Origin of the sequence: Pseudomonas sp. HLMP (genome assembly GCF_046365545.1) — a bacterium.
Lineage (GTDB): Bacteria > Pseudomonadota > Gammaproteobacteria > Pseudomonadales > Pseudomonadaceae > Aquipseudomonas > Aquipseudomonas guariconensis_B.
Map to the genome: position 1 here is coordinate 890,982 of NZ_JBDLLR010000001.1, position 18,157 is coordinate 909,138.

At 65.9% G+C, this 18,157-nt stretch carries 22 protein-coding genes; 11 read left to right on the plus strand and 11 right to left on the minus strand.

The window, feature by feature from the left end:
* The first annotated feature begins 51 nt into the window (after window positions 1-51).
* Window positions 52-465, plus strand: coding sequence for a hypothetical protein (locus ABFA30_RS04290; protein ID WP_225789961.1), 414 nt, complete (start codon window positions 52-54; stop codon window positions 463-465).
* Between the two features lie 71 nt (window positions 466-536).
* Here ABFA30_RS04290 and ABFA30_RS04295 read toward each other — a convergent pair whose 3' ends face one another.
* Both ABFA30_RS04295 and ABFA30_RS04300 read right to left on the minus strand, forming a co-directional pair.
* Complete coding sequence (locus tag ABFA30_RS04295) at window positions 537-770, minus strand: DUF1161 domain-containing protein (protein WP_225789960.1); 234 nt, start codon at window positions 768-770, stop codon at window positions 537-539.
* A gap of 72 nt (window positions 771-842) precedes the next feature.
* Window positions 843-1,268, minus strand: coding sequence for an OsmC family protein (locus ABFA30_RS04300; RefSeq protein WP_225789959.1), 426 nt, complete (start codon window positions 1,266-1,268; stop codon window positions 843-845).
* A gap of 156 nt (window positions 1,269-1,424) precedes the next feature.
* Between ABFA30_RS04300 and ABFA30_RS04305 the strand changes: the two genes are divergently transcribed.
* The gene (locus tag ABFA30_RS04305) at window positions 1,425-2,429 is read left to right on the plus strand and encodes an LLM class flavin-dependent oxidoreductase (RefSeq protein ID WP_225789958.1); all 1,005 of its coding nucleotides are present in this window, start codon (window positions 1,425-1,427) and stop codon (window positions 2,427-2,429) included.
* A gap of 103 nt (window positions 2,430-2,532) precedes the next feature.
* Here the strand turns inward: ABFA30_RS04305 and ABFA30_RS04310 are convergent, their stop codons facing one another.
* Both ABFA30_RS04310 and ABFA30_RS04315 read right to left on the minus strand, forming a co-directional pair.
* A complete protein-coding gene (locus ABFA30_RS04310) occupies window positions 2,533-2,754 on the minus strand; it encodes a DUF1161 domain-containing protein (RefSeq protein ID WP_253168143.1) in 222 nt (73 codons plus the stop codon).
* A 110-nt stretch (window positions 2,755-2,864) separates the two neighbouring features.
* Window positions 2,865-3,080: a dodecin gene (locus tag ABFA30_RS04315; RefSeq protein WP_225789956.1), complete on the minus strand. Its 216-nt coding sequence runs from the start codon at window positions 3,078-3,080 to the stop codon at window positions 2,865-2,867.
* A gap of 150 nt (window positions 3,081-3,230) precedes the next feature.
* Between ABFA30_RS04315 and ABFA30_RS04320 the strand changes: the two genes are divergently transcribed.
* Window positions 3,231-3,554 (plus strand): YqjD family protein, encoded by a 324-nt coding sequence (locus ABFA30_RS04320; RefSeq protein WP_225789955.1) that lies wholly within the window; start codon window positions 3,231-3,233, stop codon window positions 3,552-3,554.
* On the opposite strand, the gene ABFA30_RS04325 is transcribed toward ABFA30_RS04320, so the two are convergent.
* Window positions 3,551-4,447 carry a LysR family transcriptional regulator gene (locus ABFA30_RS04325; RefSeq protein ID WP_225789954.1) on the minus strand — a complete coding sequence of 299 codons (897 nt, stop codon included), beginning with the start codon at window positions 4,445-4,447 and terminating at the stop codon, window positions 3,551-3,553. The genes ABFA30_RS04320 and ABFA30_RS04325 overlap by 4 nt on opposite strands.
* Before the next feature lie 107 nt (window positions 4,448-4,554).
* Between ABFA30_RS04325 and trpB the strand changes: the two genes are divergently transcribed.
* Together trpB and trpA are read left to right on the plus strand one after the other, a co-directional pair.
* Window positions 4,555-5,772 carry a tryptophan synthase subunit beta gene (gene trpB, locus ABFA30_RS04330; RefSeq protein WP_225789953.1) on the plus strand — a complete coding sequence of 406 codons (1,218 nt, stop codon included), beginning with the start codon at window positions 4,555-4,557 and terminating at the stop codon, window positions 5,770-5,772.
* On the plus strand, window positions 5,769-6,578 hold the full coding sequence (gene trpA, locus ABFA30_RS04335) for a tryptophan synthase subunit alpha (RefSeq protein WP_225789952.1): 810 nt from the start codon (window positions 5,769-5,771) through the stop codon (window positions 6,576-6,578). Before trpB ends, trpA begins: the two co-directional genes overlap by 4 nt.
* A gap of 56 nt (window positions 6,579-6,634) precedes the next feature.
* Here trpA and ABFA30_RS04340 read toward each other — a convergent pair whose 3' ends face one another.
* On the minus strand, window positions 6,635-6,964 hold the full coding sequence (locus tag ABFA30_RS04340; RefSeq protein ID WP_225789951.1) for a DOPA 4,5-dioxygenase family protein: 330 nt from the start codon (window positions 6,962-6,964) through the stop codon (window positions 6,635-6,637).
* A gap of 78 nt (window positions 6,965-7,042) precedes the next feature.
* Here ABFA30_RS04340 and ABFA30_RS04345 point away from each other — a divergent pair, with 78 nt between their 5' ends.
* The 4 genes from ABFA30_RS04345 (at window position 7,043) to ABFA30_RS04360 (ending at window position 12,006) form a co-directional block, all read left to right on the plus strand.
* Entirely contained in the window at window positions 7,043-7,660 is a 618-nt protein-coding gene (locus tag ABFA30_RS04345; protein ID WP_225789950.1) for an NAD(P)-dependent oxidoreductase, read from the plus strand.
* Window positions 7,661-7,832: 172 nt separating this feature from the next.
* A complete protein-coding gene (gene betC, locus ABFA30_RS04350; protein WP_410045180.1) occupies window positions 7,833-9,350 on the plus strand; it encodes a choline-sulfatase in 1,518 nt (505 codons plus the stop codon).
* Window positions 9,351-9,364: 14 nt separating this feature from the next.
* Complete coding sequence (gene choX, locus ABFA30_RS04355; RefSeq protein WP_225789948.1) at window positions 9,365-10,291, plus strand: choline ABC transporter substrate-binding protein; 927 nt, start codon at window positions 9,365-9,367, stop codon at window positions 10,289-10,291.
* 149 nt (window positions 10,292-10,440) lie between these two features.
* Entirely contained in the window at window positions 10,441-12,006 is a 1,566-nt protein-coding gene (locus ABFA30_RS04360; RefSeq protein ID WP_253080750.1) for a SulP family inorganic anion transporter, read from the plus strand.
* A gap of 40 nt (window positions 12,007-12,046) precedes the next feature.
* Here ABFA30_RS04360 and aroE read toward each other — a convergent pair whose 3' ends face one another.
* Complete coding sequence (gene aroE, locus ABFA30_RS04365) at window positions 12,047-12,871, minus strand: shikimate dehydrogenase (protein WP_225789946.1); 825 nt, start codon at window positions 12,869-12,871, stop codon at window positions 12,047-12,049.
* A 25-nt stretch (window positions 12,872-12,896) separates the two neighbouring features.
* Window positions 12,897-13,808: an oxygen-dependent coproporphyrinogen oxidase gene (gene hemF, locus ABFA30_RS04370; RefSeq protein WP_225789945.1), complete on the minus strand. Its 912-nt coding sequence runs from the start codon at window positions 13,806-13,808 to the stop codon at window positions 12,897-12,899.
* A 135-nt stretch (window positions 13,809-13,943) separates the two neighbouring features.
* On the opposite strand from hemF, the gene ABFA30_RS04375 reads away from it, so the two are divergent.
* Window positions 13,944-14,921 carry an NADPH:quinone reductase gene (locus tag ABFA30_RS04375; protein WP_225789944.1) on the plus strand — a complete coding sequence of 326 codons (978 nt, stop codon included), beginning with the start codon at window positions 13,944-13,946 and terminating at the stop codon, window positions 14,919-14,921.
* Window positions 14,922-15,068: 147 nt separating this feature from the next.
* Here the strand turns inward: ABFA30_RS04375 and ABFA30_RS04380 are convergent, their stop codons facing one another.
* The 3 genes from ABFA30_RS04380 to dprA form a co-directional block, all read right to left on the minus strand.
* Window positions 15,069-15,377, minus strand: a complete 309-nt coding sequence (locus tag ABFA30_RS04380) for a DUF3077 domain-containing protein (protein WP_410046027.1) — start codon at window positions 15,375-15,377, stop codon at window positions 15,069-15,071.
* A gap of 370 nt (window positions 15,378-15,747) precedes the next feature.
* A complete protein-coding gene (locus ABFA30_RS04385; protein WP_225789942.1) occupies window positions 15,748-16,305 on the minus strand; it encodes an L-threonylcarbamoyladenylate synthase in 558 nt (185 codons plus the stop codon).
* A gap of 37 nt (window positions 16,306-16,342) precedes the next feature.
* The gene (dprA, locus tag ABFA30_RS04390) at window positions 16,343-17,440 is read right to left on the minus strand and encodes a DNA-processing protein DprA (RefSeq protein WP_253080748.1); all 1,098 of its coding nucleotides are present in this window, start codon (window positions 17,438-17,440) and stop codon (window positions 16,343-16,345) included.
* 209 nt (window positions 17,441-17,649) lie between these two features.
* Between dprA and def the strand changes: the two genes are divergently transcribed.
* The gene (gene def, locus ABFA30_RS04395) at window positions 17,650-18,156 is read left to right on the plus strand and encodes a peptide deformylase (RefSeq protein WP_225789940.1); all 507 of its coding nucleotides are present in this window, start codon (window positions 17,650-17,652) and stop codon (window positions 18,154-18,156) included.
* Window position 18,157: the final 1 nt, after the last annotated feature.

An 18,157-nucleotide genomic window follows, 5' to 3' on the forward strand; every position in this document is an offset into this window, starting at 1 on the left:
CGCGCGCGGCGCTATGCTTGTAGCTTGTAAACCGCAAGCGGGAGTCTCGCCATGCGCCAGCCCATGATGCTGATCGCCCTCAGTGCACTGGGGGCCTGCGCCAGCCCCTTGCCGCCCGTCGACCCCAAGCAAGCCTGGATCGACCTCTACACCATCACCCCCGGCAGGACCATCATGGCAGACCGCCTGGACGGCAAGCGCCTCGATGATGGCCGCTATTTCCAGGTCACCCCTGGCCGGCACGAGCTGGTAGTGCGCTTCGACTACGAAGTGTATGCGGGCGGCTTCACGACAGACCCGACCGAACGCACCTGCTACCTGACCGTGCGCTACGACGGCTTCAAGGCCGGAGAGCGCTACCGCCTGGAGGCACGGGCCCCGGTGATGCAACCGCAGGTGCTGCTGTTCGACGCCAGCCGCAAGGTGGTGGTGAACGAGCCCAGCGAAGTGTTCTGCATCCCCTGACGACGGGGCTGCCTTGCAGCCCATCGCCGGCTGGCCGGCGATGGGCGCGAAGTGGCCCCAAGTAGCCCCTGTCAGCGGTCGTTCTTCTGGTAGATGATCTTCTTGGTACCCCCATCGCAACTGCCGACGATCATGTTCTGGTCGCGGACCTCGCTGTTGGGCACGATCTCCAGGGTATAAGACGTCACGCCGGCGGCCTGGATCTTCGCTTCGATCTCGGCCTTGAGCTCCTCGCACGGTTTGGGCGCGGCCCATGCGGTCGTGCCCAGCAGGCAAGCCAGCACGACGGTTGCAACGCGGATCATGGAACGGCTCCTGAAAAGGCAGTCGGGCTGCCAACGCTGGTTAGACTACAGGAAACCGTCCCCGTTGCGCCGCTAGGAGAGCAGGGTGGCGTCCAGGCTGATCTTCGCGTTCAACACCTTGGAAACCGGGCAGCCGGCCTTGGCCTTGTTGGCGATCTCCTGGAACTGCGCGTCGCTGGCCCCAGGCACCTTGGCCTTGAGGGTCAGGTGCACGGCTGTGATAGCGAAGCCGTCTGGCTGCTTGTCGAGGCTGACCTCGGCGATGGTATCGATACGCTCCGGGGTCAGCCCCGCCTCGCCCAGCATCATCGACAGGGCCATGGAAAAGCAGCCGGCATGGGCCGCCCCGATCAGTTCCTCCGGATTGGTGCCGGGCGAGCCTTCGAAACGGGTGTTGAAACCATACGGGTTCTGCTTGAGCGCACCGCTCTCGGTGGACAACAAGCCCTTGCCGTCCTTCAGACCGCCTTGCCAGATCGCCGATGCTGTCTTTTTCATGATTGCCTCCTGGTCATGAGGTAGGTATGCCTATGGGTTCAGAGGCCAACACCCTCCGGCAAGTTCAGATCGGTCCCACACCTGGCATTGAATCTGCCGGATATGCCCATACAGAGTCGAAAAGGCCTCTGGCCAACCACTGCTGCGGAGGCTCCGATGACGCACCTGCGTGACCTGAAGATTTCCACCCTCGACCTGGTACCGGTGCGCGCCGATACAGGCCCGGCGCAGTCGCTGCGCAACGCCCTGGACCTGGCACGCCATGTCGAACGCTTCGGCTACCACCGCTTCTGGGTCGCCGAGCACCACAACATGGACGGCATCGCCAGTTCCGCCACCGCCGTGCTGATCGGCTACCTGGCCAACGGCACCTCGACCATCCGCCTCGGGGCCGGCGGCGTGATGCTGCCCAACCACGCACCCCTGGTGATCGCCGAACAATTCGGCACCCTGGCCAGCCTGTACCCGGGGCGTATCGACCTGGGCCTGGGGCGTGCGCCAGGCGCCGACCAGATGACTGCCCGCGCCCTGCGCCGCGAGCGCTCCGGCAGCGCCGACGACTTCCCCGACGACGTGGAAGAGCTGGTGCGCTACCTGGGCCCGCGCACCCCGGAGCAGAAGGTCATCGCCGTGCCCGGCCACGGCACCGAGGTGCCCATCTGGCTGCTCGGCTCCAGCCTGTTCAGCGCCCAGTTGGCCGGCATGCGCGGCTTGCCCTACGCCTTCGCCTCGCACTTCGCGCCGCGCTACCTGCACGAGGCGATCCGCATCTACCGCGATCACTTCCAGCCCTCGGCCGTGCTGGACAAGCCCTACGTGATGCTCGGCGTGCCCATGGTGGTGGCCGAAACCGACGAAAAGGCCGAATACCTGGCCACCTCGGTGTACCAACGCATCCTCGCGTTGATTCGCGGGCAGAGCCTGATGCAGCGCCCACCAGTGCCGAGCATGGACGGCCTGTGGCTGCCCCACGAACGCGACGCGGTGGGCAGTTTCCTGGGCCTGGCGATGATCGGCAGCCCACAGAAAGTGCGGGCCAAGGTGGAGGTGTTGCTGGAACAGACCGCAGCGGATGAGCTGATCTTCACCTGCGACCTGTTCGAGCATGCGGACCGGGTACGGTCATATGAGCTGATGGCGCAGGCGCTGAAAGCCGAGTGAGGTAGGGGCAAGCCCGCTCCCACAGCGGCCTGGGCCGCTCTTGAAATCGGCGCCAAGCCTGTGGGAGCCGGCATGCCGGCGATGGGCTGTAAAGCAGCCCTGCTCACTCACGGCGGTAGATGATTTCCTTGGTCCCGCCCTCGCAGCTGCCGATCACCTTGCCACCGCCAGCGCCCTTGTCGACGATCTCCAGCACATAGCCGGAGACGCCCTTGGCCTGGAGCTTGGCATCGATCTCGGCCTTGAGTTCTTCGCACGGCTTGCCCACGGCCAGCGCACTGCCGGCCAGTGCCATCAGGCACACCACCCCTAGCAGTCTGTTCATCGATCGCTTTTCCTTGTTCAGACCCACAGCGTAAAGGGCGCCAATCCACGACTGGCACCCTGGAAGACGCTTCACCCATCGCCCCGGGACACGCCATCCCGGCGCTGTTTTCAGCTATTGGCGATGCGGAAGCCCACCTTCAACGTGACCTGGAAATGCGCGGCCTGGTTGTCGCGGATGTGCCCGCGGGTATCGATCACCTCGAACCACTCCAGGTGCTTGATGCTCTTGCCGGCTTCGGCCAGGGCATTGTTGATCGCCTCTTCGATGCTGGTGGTCGAGGAACCGACCAGCTCGATCTTCTTGTAGGTGTGATGATCGGACATGAGCACTCTCCTTGGATGTCTGAGATTGAGCCTAGCAGCGCAGGCCCGGTTTACCTGCGAGCAATCGTCAACGACGAAAGTTCGATCGCACTTTCGCCATGCCGCGCAGTCGCAACCCTTACCACCCCTACCCAGCGAAGGAGAGTCGACATGGCCCGCAATGCGTTGCGCAAAACATCCCTGGAAAGCATGGAAGCCGAGATCGAAAGCCTGCTCAAGACCCTGGAAAACCTCAAGCACGACGCCTCGGAGGAGTCGCAGAAAAGCATGAAGGCCATCCGCAGCAATGCCGAGAATGCCCTCAAGCATTCGCGCAGCCTGCTCAGCGATGCCTACGAGGAAGTGAAGACCCGCACCCGGCAGACCGGCCTTGCGACCCGCGACTACGCCCAGGAACATCCCTGGACCACCGCCGGGGTCGCCATCGGCGCCCTCGGCCTGCTGGCCGCCTGGCTGATGTGCAAGCGCAACTAGGCGGTTTGCCGCTCCAACTCGTTGCGCAGCCATTGCGCCAACTGCCCGGCGCGCCCGTCCGCGGCGCGCCGGGGTACCCACAGCGCCAGCGCCGCGCGGGTGGGGGAGAAGCCCCAGGGCGCGCTCAAACGCCCGGCGCGCAGGTCGTCCGCCACCAGCGGCTGTGGCGCGATGGCCACGCCCAGCCCGGCGACTGCAGCTTCCAACAGGTAATACAGGTGCTCGAACGCCTGGCCGAACGTCAACGCGGCAGGCTCCAGCCCTTGCGAGGCGGCCCATGTCGGCCACGCCTGGGGGCGCGAGGTGGTGTGCAGCAAAGGCTCGTCCAGCAAGGCCCTTGCCGGTGCGTGGCGCAACCGTTCGAAGCCGCTGTACAAGGGGCTCAGCACCGGCCCGATGCGCTCCTCGGCCAGTACATGGACGTGCATGTCCGCAGGCCACGGCGGCTCGGCATAGACCAGCAGCGCATCCAGCCCAGGACGGCGCGGGTCGAGGTCGCCTTCGCCTGCCGAGAGGTGCAGGCGCAGTTCCGGCAGGTCTGCCTGGAGCCGTCCGAGCCGTGGGATGAACCAGCGTGCCAGCAGGCTGCCCGAGCAACCGAGGACGAAGGGGGCCTCGCCGACATCGCGGCTGAGTTCCACGCAGACCCCGCGCAAGCGGTCGAACGCCTCGCCACTGGCATCGCGCAGGCGAATCCCGGCATCTGTGAGTTTGATGCCGCGCCCATCCTTGACGAACAGGGCCACGCCCAGGTGCTCCTCGAGCACCTTGATCTGCCGACTGACAGCCCCATGGGTGACATGCAACGCTTCGGCCGCCAGGCTGACGCTGTTCAGCCGGGCAGTCGCCTCGAAGGCTCGCAGGGCATTGAGGGGCGGAAGGTCCTGGCGCATGACGTGTGAGTTTTCCTGACAGGTTGGCGCAATCTTATCGGTTTTCAGCCGGGCATGTCGTGGGTAGAGTAAAGCCCATCAACCACAGATCACGCCCTGGAGCGCCCATGACCCAGACCCAATACCGCGCCGGCCCCGATGCCAACGGCCTGTTCGGCTCGTTCGGCGGCCGCTACGTGGCCGAGACCCTGATGCCGCTGGTGCTGGACCTGGCCCGCGAGTACGAAGCGGCCAAGGCCGATCCCAAGTTCCTCGAAGAGCTGGCCTACTTCCAGCGCGACTACATCGGCCGCCCCAACCCGCTGTACTTCGCCGAGCGCCTGACCGAGCACTGCGGCGGCGCGAAGATCTTCTTCAAGCGCGAAGAACTCAACCACACCGGCGCGCACAAGGTGAACAACTGCATCGGCCAGGTCCTGCTGGCCAAGCGCATGGGCAAGAAGCGCCTGATCGCCGAGACCGGCGCCGGCATGCACGGCGTGGCCACTGCCACCGTGGCCGCGCGCTTCGGCCTGCCCTGCGTGATCTACATGGGCGCCACCGACATCGAGCGCCAGCAGGCCAACGTGTTCCGCATGAAGCTGCTGGGCGCCGAGATCGTCCCGGTCACCGCTGGCACCGGCACCCTCAAGGACGCCATGAACGAGGCCCTGCGCGACTGGGTCACCAACGTCGAGGACACCTTCTACCTGATCGGCACCGTGGCCGGCCCGCACCCGTACCCGGCGATGGTCCGCGACTTCCAGTCGATCATCGGCAAGGAAACCCGTGCCCAGTTGCAAGAGAAGGAAGGCCGCCTGCCCGACAGCCTGATAGCCTGCGTCGGCGGCGGCTCCAACGCCATGGGCCTGTTCCATGACTTCCTCGACGATGCCAGCGTGCAGATCATCGGCGTCGAGGCCGGTGGCCACGGCGTGCATACCGACAAGCATGCCGCCAGCCTCAACGGCGGCGTCCCGGGCGTGCTGCACGGCAACCGCACCTACCTGCTGCAGGACGAGGACGGCCAGATCACCGACGCCCACTCGATCTCCGCCGGCCTGGACTACCCCGGCATCGGCCCGGAGCACGCCTACCTGCACGAAGTGAAGCGCGTCGAGTACGTCAGCATCACCGACGACGAAGCCCTCGACGCCTTCCATGCCACCTGCCGCCTGGAAGGCATCATCCCGGCCCTGGAGAGCTCCCATGCCCTGGCCGAGGCGATCAAGCGCGCACCGAACCTGCCCAAGGACCACCTGATGGTCGTGTGCCTGTCGGGCCGCGGCGACAAGGACATGCAAACCGTGATGAACCACATGGCCGCCCAGGAGAAACAGGCATGAGCCGTCTTGAACAACGTTTCGCCGAGCTGAAGGCCGAGGGCCGCTCCGCGCTGGTCACCTTCATCACCGCTGGCGACCCGGGCTACGACGCCTCCCTGGCGATCCTCAAGGGCCTGCCAGAAGCCGGTGCCGACGTGATCGAACTGGGCATGCCGTTCACCGACCCGATGGCCGACGGCGTGGCCATCCAGCTCGCCACCCTGCGCGCCCTGGAAGCCGGCCAGACCCTGGCGAAAACCTTGCAGATGGTCCGCGAGTTCCGCACAGGCAACCAGGCCACGCCGATCGTGCTGATGGGCTACTACAACCCGATCCACCGCTTTGGCGTGGAGAAGTTCGTGGCAGAGGCCAAGGACGCTGGCGTCGATGGCCTGATCATCGTCGACCTGCCGCCCGAGCACGACGCCGAGCTGGCCACCCCGGCCCAGGCCGCGGGCATCGACTTCATCCGCCTGACCACCCCGACCACCGACGACGCCCGCCTGCCGCGCGTGCTGGAGCGCAGCTCCGGCTTCGTCTACTACGTCTCGGTGGCAGGTGTGACGGGTGCAGGTTCGGCGACCACCGAACACGTCAACGAGGCGATCGCCCGCCTGCGCCGCCATACCGACCTGCCGATCAGCGTCGGCTTCGGCATCCGCACGCCGGAGCAGGCCGCAGCCATCGCCAGGTTGTCCGATGGCGTGGTGGTAGGGTCGGCGCTGGTCGACAAGATCGCCCAGGCAAACGATGCCGACCAGGCCGTGAAAGACGTATTGGGCCTGTGCGCCCAACTGGCCGAAGGCGTACGCTCGGCCCGCACCTGAGCTTCGCGGCCCATCGCCGGCTTGCCGGCGATGGGCTGCAAAGCAGCCCCTGGCCCTCAAGTGAAGATCGACAGATCCAACGGCCGCACCGCCCCCATCCAGATCGCATGGTCCCGGTGATCCGCCAGCTCATCCCCGGTCAGAGGATGCAGGAACACCACCAACCCCCGCCGATGCAGCGCCAGCCAAGGCAGCACCACGCCGATCACCTCCGGCCCGAAGGCCAGTTGGCAGCTCCAGTCCGGGTGCGGCCCGACCGGCTTCTGGTGCATGCGCCCCATGGTCACAGGGAACAGTTGCGACGCTTGCTCACACAGCTCCCGGGCCTGGGCCTGGGTGCTGGCGTCGTAGTACACGTGGGCGTGATACCCCTTGATCCTCTGCACGATAACTCCTGAATAACAACGAACCCGGCGCATGGCGCGCAGTCCAACGATCACCCGACCCGCAAAGGGAGCGATCCGGTGAAGAATGCCGAAACCCCAGTGTTCAAGCTGGCCCTGTTCGGCGCCGAAAGCAGCCTGGGCAGCGCCCTGGCCGTCGAGCTGCTGTCGCGCCAGCACGAAGTCATCGCGGTGGTCGATGACCTCAACCGCCAGGCACCGCGCCCCGGCCTGCACTTCAAGATAGGCGGGCTGGGCAATGCCCACCAGGCCGAGCAGAGCGTCGCCGGCGCTTCGGCGGTGATCGCCCTGGTGTCGGCCCTCGCGCCCGGCGACCTGCCGACCCAACGGCAGATGACCGAGGCCCTGGTGGCCGGCCTGTCACGCACGACTATACGCCGCCTGCTACTGGTGGGCGATTTCGATGTGCTGGACGAGCCAGCAAAGCATAGCGACGAGCAACGTGAGTGCGTCGACCAGATCGTCGACCTGCTGCAACGCAGCACGCTGCGCTGGACGCTGGTCAATGCGCCGGAGGAAGTGCCTGGGCTGGGGATCGAACATTTTCGCCATACCGAGGGCACGCTGGAGCCTGGGCTGGCCGGGCCTTTGCTGCGATTGGCGCGGATCGCGGCGGGGATGGTCGATGCCCTGGAGCTGAACTTGCACCAGGGTGAGCATCTCAACTTCGTCCCCTAGTGCGCTGGGGCCGCTTCGCGCCCCAGGATCGAAACCCACCGCCCAATTATCTGGCTAAAACATAACCCCAGCTAATCCCAGCCATTGCCCACCATGGGCTTTACCCCTGATACCCACGGCTTCATCCTCGTTCGCAAGCGGTTCCCATAACTTTCAACGATGGAAGCCAACCATGAAGCGCCCTAACATCCTGTTCATCATGGCCGACCAGATGGCCGCGCCCATGCTGCCGATCTACAACCCGTCCCCCATCAAGATGCCGCACCTGGTCCGGCTGGCCGAGCGAGCGGTGGTGTTCGACGCCGCCTACTGCAACAGCCCCCTGTGCGCACCCTCGCGCTTCACCCTGGTCAGCGGCCAGTTGCCCAGCCGCATCGGCGCCTACGACAACGCCGCCGACTTTCCGGCCGACATCCCCACCTACGCCCATTACCTGCGCCGCCTCGGCTACCGCACCGCGCTGTCCGGCAAGATGCACTTCTGCGGCCCGGACCAGTTGCACGGCTACGAGGAACGCCTGACCAGCGACATCTACCCGGCCGACTACGGCTGGGCGGTGAACTGGGACGCCCCCGACGAACGCCCGAGCTGGTACCACAACATGTCCTCGGTGCTGCAGGCCGGGCCGTGCGTGCGCACCAACCAGCTGGACTTCGACGAGGAGGTGGTGTTCAAGGCCCGCCAATACCTCTACGACCATGTCCGCGAGAGCGATGGCCGGCCGTTCTGCCTGACCGTCTCCATGACCCACCCCCACGACCCGTACACCATTCCCCGGCACTACTGGGATCTCTACGAGGCTGTGGACATCCCCATGCCCCGCGACACCCTCGCCCAGCACGCGCAAGACCCACATTCGCAACGCCTGCTCAAGGTCTACGACCTGTGGGACAAGCCGCTGCCCGAACACAAGATCCGCGACGCCCGCCGCGCCTACTTCGGCGCCTGCAGCTACATCGACGACAACATCGGCAAGTTGCTGCAAACCCTGGAGGAATGCGACCTGGCCGACGACACCCTGATCGTGTTCTCCGGCGACCACGGCGACATGCTCGGCGAGCGCGGGCTCTGGTACAAGATGCACTGGTTCGAGATGTCGGCGCGGGTGCCGCTGCTGGTCCACGCGCCCAAACGCTTCGCCCCGGCGCGGGTCGGCGCCGCGGTGTCCACCTGCGACCTGCTGCCGACCCTGGTGGAGCTGGCCGGCGGCCAGGTCGACGCCAGCCTGCACCTGGACGGCCGCTCGCTGCTCGGCCACCTGCAAGGGCATGGCGGGCATGACGAGGTGATCGGCGAGTACATGGCCGAAGGCACGGTCGGCCCGCTGTTGATGATCCGCCGCGGCCCGTACAAATTCGTGTACAGCGAGGACGACCCTTGCCTACTCTATGACCTGAGCCGCGACCCGCACGAGCGGGAGAACCTCACCGGCAGCCCGGATCACCAGGCGCTGCTGCAGGCATTTGTCGATGAAGCCCGGCAACGCTGGGACCTTCCCCACCTGCGCCAGCAGGTGCTGGCCAGCCAGCGCCGCCGCCGCCTGGTGGCCGAGGCCCTGGCCATCGGCAAGCTGAAAAGCTGGGACCACCAACCGTTGGTGGACGCCAGCCAACAGTACATGCGCAACCATATCGATCTCGACGACCTCGAGCGCAAGGCACGTTATCCACAGCCCGCACCCCTGGATTGAGTAGAGAGGCCGCCATGAATAGATTCTCCACCGCCGTGATCGCCCTGGCCCTTGGCCTGGGTGCGGTCACGGCCCACGCCGACAGTGACACGCAATGCAGCACCGTGAAGATGGCCGACCCCGGCTGGAGCGACATCGCCTCCACCAACGCCATCGCCCGCCTGCTGCTGGAGAGCCTGGGCTACCAGGTGAAGATCGACAACCTGGCCGTGCCGATCATCTATGGCGGCCTCAAGGATGGCCGGGTGGATGCCTTCCTCGGCAACTGGATGCCGGCGCAACAGGGCTTCCATGACAAGTTCATCGCCAGCGGCGACGTCCAGCGCCTGGCGCGCAACCTCGAAGGCACCGAGTTCACCCTGGCAGTGCCGGACTACGTGTGGAACGCCGGCGTGAAGAACTTCGCCGACTTGCACAAGTACGCCGACCGTTTCGACAAGAAGCTCTATGGCATCGGCTCCGGCGCCCCCGCCAACCTGTCGCTCAAGCAGATCATCGACAAGAACGAATTCGACCTCGGCCAGTGGAAGCTGGTGGAGTCCAGCGAACAGGCCATGCTCGCCCAGGTGCAGCGGGCCACGCAGAAGCAGCAGTTCATCACCTTCCTCGGTTGGACGCCGCACCCGATGAACGTGAAGCTGAAGATGCACTACCTGAGCGGCGGGGAGAAATGGTTCGGCGGCAAGGGTGACGTATACACCCTGGTACGCAACGGTTATCCACAGGCGTGCCCGAACGCCGCGAAACTGCTGGGGAACCTGACGTTCACGCTGGACATGGAAAACGCCATCATGGCGCAGGTCGTGGACAAGAAAGTCAGTTTCGACGAGGCGGCCAAAGGCTGGGTCAAGACGCACCCGCAGTTGCTGGAGGGCTGGCTTGCCGGGGTGACCACCAGGCAGGGCGGGGATGCCCTGGCGGCGGTGAAGGCCAAGTTGTGAGCATCGCCTGTTAAGCTGTCGGGGCCGTGCTGCGGCCCTTTCGCGACACAAGGCCGCTCCCACATGCGCGATCCCTGTGGGAGCGGCCTTGTCGAGGGCACAGCCCTCGCCTGCGATCTCGAATGCTGACCGGATACCAGGAACAACGCATGCCCCGCCTCCATCTCCTGCTGCCTTTTCTCACCTGGCTACCACGCCAATCGGGCCGCAGCCTGCGCCAGGACCTGCTGGTCGGTCTGAGCGGCGCCATCCTCGCCCTGCCGCAATCGATCGCCTACGCCCTGATCGCCGGCCTGCCCGCCGAATACGGCCTGTACGCAGCCATCGTACCGGTGCTGGTGGCTTGCCTGTGGGGCTCGTCCTGGCACCTGATCTGCGGGCCGACCGCGGCCATTTCCATCGTCCTCTACGCCAGCATCAGCCCGCTGGCGGTCGCCGGCAGCGACGACTACGTCACCTTGGTACTGCTGTTGACCTTCCTCGGCGGCGTGTTCCAACTGCTGCTCGGCCTGCTGCGCTTCGGCGCGCTGGTCAACTTCGTCTCCCATTCCGTGGTGATCGGCTTCACCCTCGGCGCGGCAGTGGTGATCGCCCTCGGCCAACTGCCGAACCTGCTGGGCATGGACCTGCCAAGCCAGGCCACGGCATTGAAGACGGTGCAGGACCTGGCCAGCCATGCCGGCGAGGTGGACCTGCCCTCCCTGGCACTGGGCCTGCTCACCGTACTGATCGGGATCACCCTCAAGCTCTGGCGCCCACGCTGGCCCAGCCTGTTGATAAGCCTGGTGATCGTCAGCCTGCTGGCCTGGCTGCTGCCCGGCCTCTTCGGCCATGTACCGCGCGTGCCGGCCTTCGTCGGCCAACTGCCGCCGCTGAGCCCCCTGCCGCTGCTGGACCTGGAACTGATCCTGCGCCTGCTGCCCAGCGCCGTGGCGGTGGGCATGCTCGGGCTGGTCACCAGCCTGTCGATCGCCCGCTCCTTGTCGGCGCGCTCCGAGCAGTTGATCGATGCCAACCAGGAGATCCGCGCCCAGGGCCTGTCGAACATGGTCGGCGCATTGTTCTCCGGTTACCTGTCGTCCGGCTCCTTCACCCGCTCGGGGCTGAGCTACGACGCAGGCGCCCGCTCGCCGCTGGCCGGGGTGTTCTCGGCGCTGTGGGTGGCGCTGTTCGCCGTGGCGGGTGCCGGGTTGATCGCCCACCTGCCGATCCCGGCCATGGCCGGCAGCATCCTGCTGATCTGCTGGGGGCTGGTGGATCACCGGGCGATCCGCGCGCTATTTCGCGTCAGCCGCTCGGAGTTCCTGGTGATGGCGCTGACCGCCGCCGCCACGCTGCTGCTGGAGTTGCAGACGGCGATCTATGCCGGGGTGCTGGCCTCGCTGTTCTTCTACCTCAAGCGCACCTCGCGGCCACGGGTACAGCAGAGCCGGGAAGGGGAGGCCGATGTGCTGCGGGTCGGCGGCTCGATCTTCTTCGGCGCCGCGCATTACCTGCAGGTGCGCCTGCAGCGTTGCCAGGGGCCGCACGTGGTGATCGATGCGCGGCAGATCAACTTCATCGACTATTCAGGGGTGGACATGCTGCACCGCGAAGCCAGGCGCCTGACGCGCAACGGCGGCAGCCTGACCTTGCATCGGGCCCGTGCGCAGGTGATCGAGGAGTTGCAGAAGCTGGAAGGGGTGGAGCTGTGTCCGATCCGGTTCGAGGAGTGAAGGTGCCGGGGGCCGCTTTGCGGCCCCACAACACCAGGGCTCACCCCCGCGCCAACTGTCGCCTCAGTTCATCCAGCACCGGCCCGGTATCCGGCCGCACCCCACGCCAGATGAAGAACGCCTCGGCCGCCTGCTCGGCCAGCATCCCCAGCCCATCGAGCACCTTGGCCGCGCCCAGCTTCGTGGCCCACTGGCAGAACGGCGTCGGCTCCTTGCCGTACATCATGTCGTAGCACACCGTGCGCCCTGGCTCGACCAGGCTGTCGGCGATCGGCGGCAACTCGCCGGACAGGCTCGCCGAGGTGGCATTGATGATCAGGTCCACCGGCTCCTGCAGCCAGGCGAAGCCACTGGCGACCACCGGCCCCAGCTCATCGAACTCGCGGGCCAGTTGCTCGGCTTTCTCCACGGTACGGTTGGCGATCACCAGCGACTGCGGCCCATGCGCCAGGATCGGCTCCAATACCCCACGCACCGCCCCACCCGCGCCCAGGACCAGGATGCGCTTGCCAGCCAGCTCCACCCCGGCGTTGACGGTCAGGTCACGCACCAGGCCTGCGCCGTCGGTGTTGTCGCCCTGCAGGGTGCCGTCGTCCAGCTTGCTCAGGGTGTTCACCGCACCAGCGCGCCGGGCACGCGGCGTCAGGCTGTCGCACAGGCGGAAGGCTTCTTCCTTGAATGGCACGGTGACGTTGGCGCCACGGCCCTGCTTGAAGAAACCGCGCGCGCAGTCGCTGAACTCATCCAGCGGTGCCAGCAGGGTGCTGTATTCCAGGTCCTGGCCGGTCTGGTCGGCGAACAGGCGGTGGATCAACGGCGACTTGCTGTGGCCGATGGGGTTGCCGAAAACGACGTACTGGTCCATGGGGGCTCCTTAAGTTTCCACCGGCTTACTGGCTGAGCCAGTCGCGGTCCTGCAGGAAGTACTCGGTCAGGCGCGCTTCCTCGCTGCCCGGCTCGGGCTTCCAATCGTAGCCCCAGCGCACCTGCGGCGGCAGCGACATGAGGATCGACTCGGTACGCCCGCCCGACTGCAGCCCGAACAGCGTGCCACGGTCGTAGACCAGGTTGAATTCCACGTAGCGCCCACGGCGGTACTCCTGGAATTCACGCTGCTGGGCCGTGTAGGGCGTGGCCTTGCGGCGCTGGACGATGGGCAGGTAGGCGTCGATGTAGGCATCGCCGATGGCGCGGATGAAGGCGAAGCAGGTGTCGAAGTCCCACTCGTTCAGGTCATCGAAGAACAGCCCGCCGATGCCACGCGGCTCGCCACGGTGCTTGAGGTGGAAATAGCGGTCGCACCAGGCCTTGTAGCGCGGGTAGACATCGGCGCCGAAGGGCGCACAGGCCTGCTCGGCGACCCGGTGCCAGTGGATGCAGTCTTCCTCATTGCCGTAGTAGGGGGTCAGGTCGAAGCCGCCGCCGAACCACCAGACCGGCTCCTCGCCTTCCTTCTCGGCGATGAAGAAACGCACATTGGCGTGGGAGGTGGGCACGTGCGGGTTGTGCGGGTGGATCACCAGCGACACGCCCAGCGCCTCGAAGCCACGGCCCGCCAGCTCCGGACGGTGGGCACTGGCCGACGGCGGCAGGCCGGCACCGAACACGTGGGAGAAGTTCACGCCACCTTTCTCGATCACCTTGCCCTCGCCGATCACCCGCGTGCGGCCACCGCCACCGGCTTCGCGCACCCAGGCATCCTCGACGAAGCGGGCGCCGCCGTCTTCGTTCTCGAGGGCAGAGCAGATGCGGTCTTGCAGGTCGAGCAGGTAGGCTTTCACGGCCTCGGTGCGGCTGGTCATCGGGTCACCTGGAAGGAGCGGAGAAGAAATTCGCCGGCTAGCATACCACCGGCGGCCGCCACGCCGCAGTTGACGGCGATCAAGCAAAGGCGTCCGATAGAGGGCCTGTCCCAATCCCGACAACAGGAGTGCGAGATGGCCAAGCGTATCCAGTTCAGCCAGCATGGCGGCCCAGAGGTGTTGCAGTGGGTCGAGTTCGATCCGGCCCCACCCGGCCCGCAGCAGGTTCGCGTGCGTAACCATGCGGTCGGCCTGAACTTCATCGACACCTACTTTCGCAGTGGGCTGTACGCACCGCCCGCACTGCCTTCGGGCCTGGGCACCGAGGCGGCCGGCGTGGTCGAGGCGGTGGGCGAGGGGGTGACCCGCCTGCAGGTCGGCGACCGTGTGGCCTACGCCGGCGGGCCGCTGGGCGCCTACAGCGAGGTGCACACCTTGCCGGAGGCCAACCTGGTCAAGTTGCCAGAGGCGATCAGCTTCGAACAGGCCGCGGCGGTGATGCTCAAGGGCCTGACCGTGCAGTACCTGCTCAAGCAGACCTACGCCGTGCAGCATGGCGACATCATTCTGTTCCATGCCGCCGCCGGCGGGGTCGGCTCCCTGGCCTGCCAGTGGGCCAAGGCCCTGGGCGCCAAGCTGATCGGCACCGTGAGCTCGGCTGAAAAGGCCGAACGCGCCAAGGCGCTGGGGGCGTGGGAAACCATCGACTACAGCCGCGAGGACGTGGCGCAGCGGGTGCTGGAACTGACCGACGGCAAGAAGTGCCCGGTGGTCTACGACGGCGTGGGCGCCGACACCTGGCTGACCTCGCTCGACTGCCTGCGCCCGCGCGGGTTGATGGTGAGCTTCGGCAATGCCTCCGGCGCGGTGACCGGCGTGAACCTCGGCATCCTGGCGCAGAAGGGCTCGCTGTACGTCACCCGGCCGACCCTGGCGTCCTATGCCAACAATGCCGAGAACACCCAACTGATGGCCGATGACCTGTTCGGCATGATCACCAGCGGCAAGCTGGTGGTGGATATCCAGCAACGGTACCCGCTGAGCGAGGCGGCCAAGGCACAAGCGCAATTGTCGGCGCGCCGGACGGTGGGTTCGACGGTTCTGCTGCCCTGAACCCGGGGCCGCGCTGCGGCCCATTCGCGGGCAAGCCCGCTCCCACAGGGTTCTGAGTCGATCACCAACGATGTGATTTGCAGGGCCATGTGGGAGCGGGCTTGCCCGCGAATGGGCTAGACCTGATGAGGCTCTGCCTGCCTTGCTTCAGGCTCCCTGCTGCCCCGTTGGCGCAGACTCGATGTCATCCAGCATGGCCTCCACCAATCCCTCGGCCATCTCGATCGCATGCAAGCTCGACCAGTACATGCCTCGACCTGATTCACCCAGGTGGTCAAGCGCCTTGTAGCCGGTTTCGTAGGCACAGCGCAGGTAAAGCGCTACGTGGACCAGGGCATCGTGGGCGCAGATATCGGGGTTTACGGTGAAGAGGGGTGGGTGACCGGCGTCGCAACGGCCGAAGGGGTGGGTGGTGGTGGAGGGTAAAGGTGGGTCGGGTACTATTTTTTTCATCATGAGATCTCGCATCAAGGCCGACACGCATCCGTTACCACACGGATAGGTGGTAGCTGTACACGGGGTGGTAAACCGGGGGAGATCTCGGATGCCCGGTAGGCACGAAGCCTCCCGCGTACAGCCACCATTGACTGTCAAGATCTCCCCTGCCCGGGTTACCACACCCGATCGCCAAGTTGTTCGGCGACGGTCTGGAGCCTAGAGGCAGGAGTTCCCACTGAGAAGGTGATGGCGGTCGACAGGGTTCGTAGGATATTTCCCGAATTGCGAGTCAGATAGCTATTCAAGCCAGAATCAGAAAAGTCTGCGGGGTTTTCTGGGTGGGGCTTGCCCACGAATCGGGGGCGTAGCCCCCGCCGAGAACAACCGGTTACCCCGGTCGAACGACTTCCCCAGTCGCCAGATTGCGAATCACGCTCGGATGCTTGCGCCCCCCCAGCGCCCCACCCAGCACCAGGTCCAGCTGGCCATGGAAATACTGCTCCACCCGCAACCGGCTCTTGGCCGCCGGGCGCCCGCCGGGGTTGGCGGAGGTCGAGATCAGCGGCCCTACCAACGCGCACAGCTCCCGCACCAGCGGATGATCGCTGACCCGCAGCGCCACGGTGTCATGCTCCCCGGTCACCCACTCGGGCAACAGGTCCTGATGCGGCACCAGCCAGGTGTTCGGCCCCGGCCAGGTACTGCCCATGCGGTCGATCCAGTCCTGTGGAAAATCCTCGAACAGGAAATCGAACTGGCGGATATTGTCGGCCACCAGGATCAGCCCCTTGTCCACAGGCCGCGACTTGAGCGCCAGCAGGCGATACACCGCGTCTTCGTTCCACGGGTCGCAGCCCAGGCCCCAGACCGCCTCCGTCGGATAGGCGATCACCGCGCCCGCCCGAATCTCACGTGCGGCTTGTTGCACACGCCAACTGCTCACCATCGTCGTCTCTCCGCATAAAGGCTGACGCGCAGTTTACTTAGCCGGCCCGGGCAAACCAACGCCCGGCTTCATTACCGACCCGCCCCTGCAGTTCGAGCTCGGTGAGGCTGGCCAGCACCTGGGCCAGCGGCTGGCCGCTGCGCTGGGCGAGCCCTTCGCTGGTCTGGGGAGCCGCCAGGAGCAGGGCGAGCAACGGATGATCGGGTTCGTCCACAGGCGCGGGAGGCAGGTTCTGCCAGCCGCGCAGGCTTTCCAGGATCTGTTCCACGCTTTCCACCAGCAGCGCGCCGTCGCGGATCAGTTGGTGACAGCCCTTGGCACCGGGATGATGGATCGAACCTGGAATCGCATAGACCTCCCGCCCCTGCTCGGCAGCCAGCCGGGCAGTGATCAGCGAGCCGCTGGCCAGGCTCGCCTCCACCACCAGCACGCCCAACGACAAGCCGCTGATGATCCGATTGCGCCGGGGGAAGTTGCCAGCGAGCGGCCCGGCATCGAGGGGATACTCGGAAACGAGCGCGCTGCCCCTGTCGATAATCGCCTGGGCCAACTCACGGTGGCGCTGTGGATAAAGTTTTTGCAGGCCCGTGCCAAGCACGGCGATCGTCTGCCCTTCGGCCTCCAGCGCGGCCCGATGAGCGGCGCCATCCACCCCCAGCGCCAGCCCGCTGGTGATGGTGAAACCAGCCCGGGCCAGGCACCGGGCAAACGCAGCAGCGGTATCCAGGGCAGGGGGTGAAGCACGTCTACTCCCAACGATAGCCAGCTGTGGCCGCTCCAGCAAAGCCGGGTTGCCCGCGACGAAAAGCAGCGGTGGAGCATCGTCCGTTTCGGCCAGCAAGGCCGGATAGGCAGGGTCGTCCCACATCAGCAAATGCTGCTCGGGACGCTCTAGCCAGGCCATTGCGGCGTTGGCACCGTCACGCACCTCGGCGCTGCGGCGGGCCTCGGCACAGGCTGCGGGCAACCCCAGCGAACGCCACGCGCTGGCCGGCGCCGTGAGTGCCGACGAGGCGCTGCCGAAGGCTTCGATCAGGGTACGCAAGCGCCGCGCCCCCACTTCGGGAAGACGATGCAGGCGCAATCGCGCCTCCAGTTCGGCAGGTGGGCAAGCGGCGCAAAGGGGTGGGGTCATGACGGATCATCCTTGATCGACAGAGGGGTATCCACGTGGCACAACCTGTGGATAACTTTGTTGATAATACTTTGACAACCTGTCCATCGAATGAGGGACGAGGCGTCCTTTCACACCCTAGCCGAGCTTTGCCAGGTGCCGAATTCCCCGTTTCCCTTTATTATGTATGTTCAGTTTTCAACCGAACGCACAGTGACTGCCTGACCCCTATGGCCATTCTGAACATTCTCGAATTCCCGGACCCGCGCCTGCGCACCATCGCCAAACCGGTGACGGAAGTCGACGACGCCCTGCGCCAGCTGATCGATGACATGTTTGAAACCATGTACGAAGCCCCCGGCATCGGCCTGGCCGCCACCCAGGTCAACGTGCACAAGCGCGTGGTGGTCATGGACCTGAGCGAGGACCGCAGCGAGCCGCGCGTGTTCATCAACCCCGAGATCGAGGAACTGACCCACGACATGGGCCAGTACCAGGAAGGTTGCCTGTCGGTGCCTGGCTTCTACGAGAACGTCGACCGCCCGCTGCGTGTCCGGGTCAAGGCCCTGGACCGCGATGGCAAGCCCTACGAGCTGGAGGCCGAGGGCCTGCTGGCGGTGTGCATCCAGCATGAGTGCGACCACCTCAACGGCAAGCTGTTCGTCGATTACCTGTCACAGCTCAAACGCGACCGGATCAAGAAGAAGCTGGAAAAGCAGCACCGCCAGCAAGCCTGAT

Coding starts and splice junctions, on each gene's coding strand:
- ABFA30_RS04290 (WP_225789961.1), top strand. CDS start 52: ATGCGCCAGCCCATGATGCTGATCGCCCTCAGTGCACTGGGGGCCTGC.
- ABFA30_RS04295 (WP_225789960.1), bottom strand. CDS start 770: ATGATCCGCGTTGCAACCGTCGTGCTGGCTTGCCTGCTGGGCACGACC.
- ABFA30_RS04300 (WP_225789959.1), bottom strand. CDS start 1,268: ATGAAAAAGACAGCATCGGCGATCTGGCAAGGCGGTCTGAAGGACGGC.
- ABFA30_RS04305 (WP_225789958.1), top strand. CDS start 1,425: ATGACGCACCTGCGTGACCTGAAGATTTCCACCCTCGACCTGGTACCG.
- ABFA30_RS04310 (WP_253168143.1), bottom strand. CDS start 2,754: ATGAACAGACTGCTAGGGGTGGTGTGCCTGATGGCACTGGCCGGCAGT.
- ABFA30_RS04315 (WP_225789956.1), bottom strand. CDS start 3,080: ATGTCCGATCATCACACCTACAAGAAGATCGAGCTGGTCGGTTCCTCG.
- ABFA30_RS04320 (WP_225789955.1), top strand. CDS start 3,231: ATGGCCCGCAATGCGTTGCGCAAAACATCCCTGGAAAGCATGGAAGCC.
- ABFA30_RS04325 (WP_225789954.1), bottom strand. CDS start 4,447: ATGCGCCAGGACCTTCCGCCCCTCAATGCCCTGCGAGCCTTCGAGGCG.
- trpB (WP_225789953.1), top strand. CDS start 4,555: ATGACCCAGACCCAATACCGCGCCGGCCCCGATGCCAACGGCCTGTTC.
- trpA (WP_225789952.1), top strand. CDS start 5,769: ATGAGCCGTCTTGAACAACGTTTCGCCGAGCTGAAGGCCGAGGGCCGC.
- betC (WP_410045180.1), top strand. CDS start 7,833: ATGAAGCGCCCTAACATCCTGTTCATCATGGCCGACCAGATGGCCGCG.
- choX (WP_225789948.1), top strand. CDS start 9,365: ATGAATAGATTCTCCACCGCCGTGATCGCCCTGGCCCTTGGCCTGGGT.
- ABFA30_RS04360 (WP_253080750.1), top strand. CDS start 10,441: ATGCCCCGCCTCCATCTCCTGCTGCCTTTTCTCACCTGGCTACCACGC.
- aroE (WP_225789946.1), bottom strand. CDS start 12,871: ATGGACCAGTACGTCGTTTTCGGCAACCCCATCGGCCACAGCAAGTCG.
- hemF (WP_225789945.1), bottom strand. CDS start 13,808: ATGACCAGCCGCACCGAGGCCGTGAAAGCCTACCTGCTCGACCTGCAA.
- ABFA30_RS04375 (WP_225789944.1), top strand. CDS start 13,944: ATGGCCAAGCGTATCCAGTTCAGCCAGCATGGCGGCCCAGAGGTGTTG.
- ABFA30_RS04380 (WP_410046027.1), bottom strand. CDS start 15,377: ATGATGAAAAAAATAGTACCCGACCCACCTTTACCCTCCACCACCACC.
- ABFA30_RS04385 (WP_225789942.1), bottom strand. CDS start 16,305: ATGGTGAGCAGTTGGCGTGTGCAACAAGCCGCACGTGAGATTCGGGCG.
- dprA (WP_253080748.1), bottom strand. CDS start 17,440: ATGACCCCACCCCTTTGCGCCGCTTGCCCACCTGCCGAACTGGAGGCG.
- def (WP_225789940.1), top strand. CDS start 17,650: ATGGCCATTCTGAACATTCTCGAATTCCCGGACCCGCGCCTGCGCACC.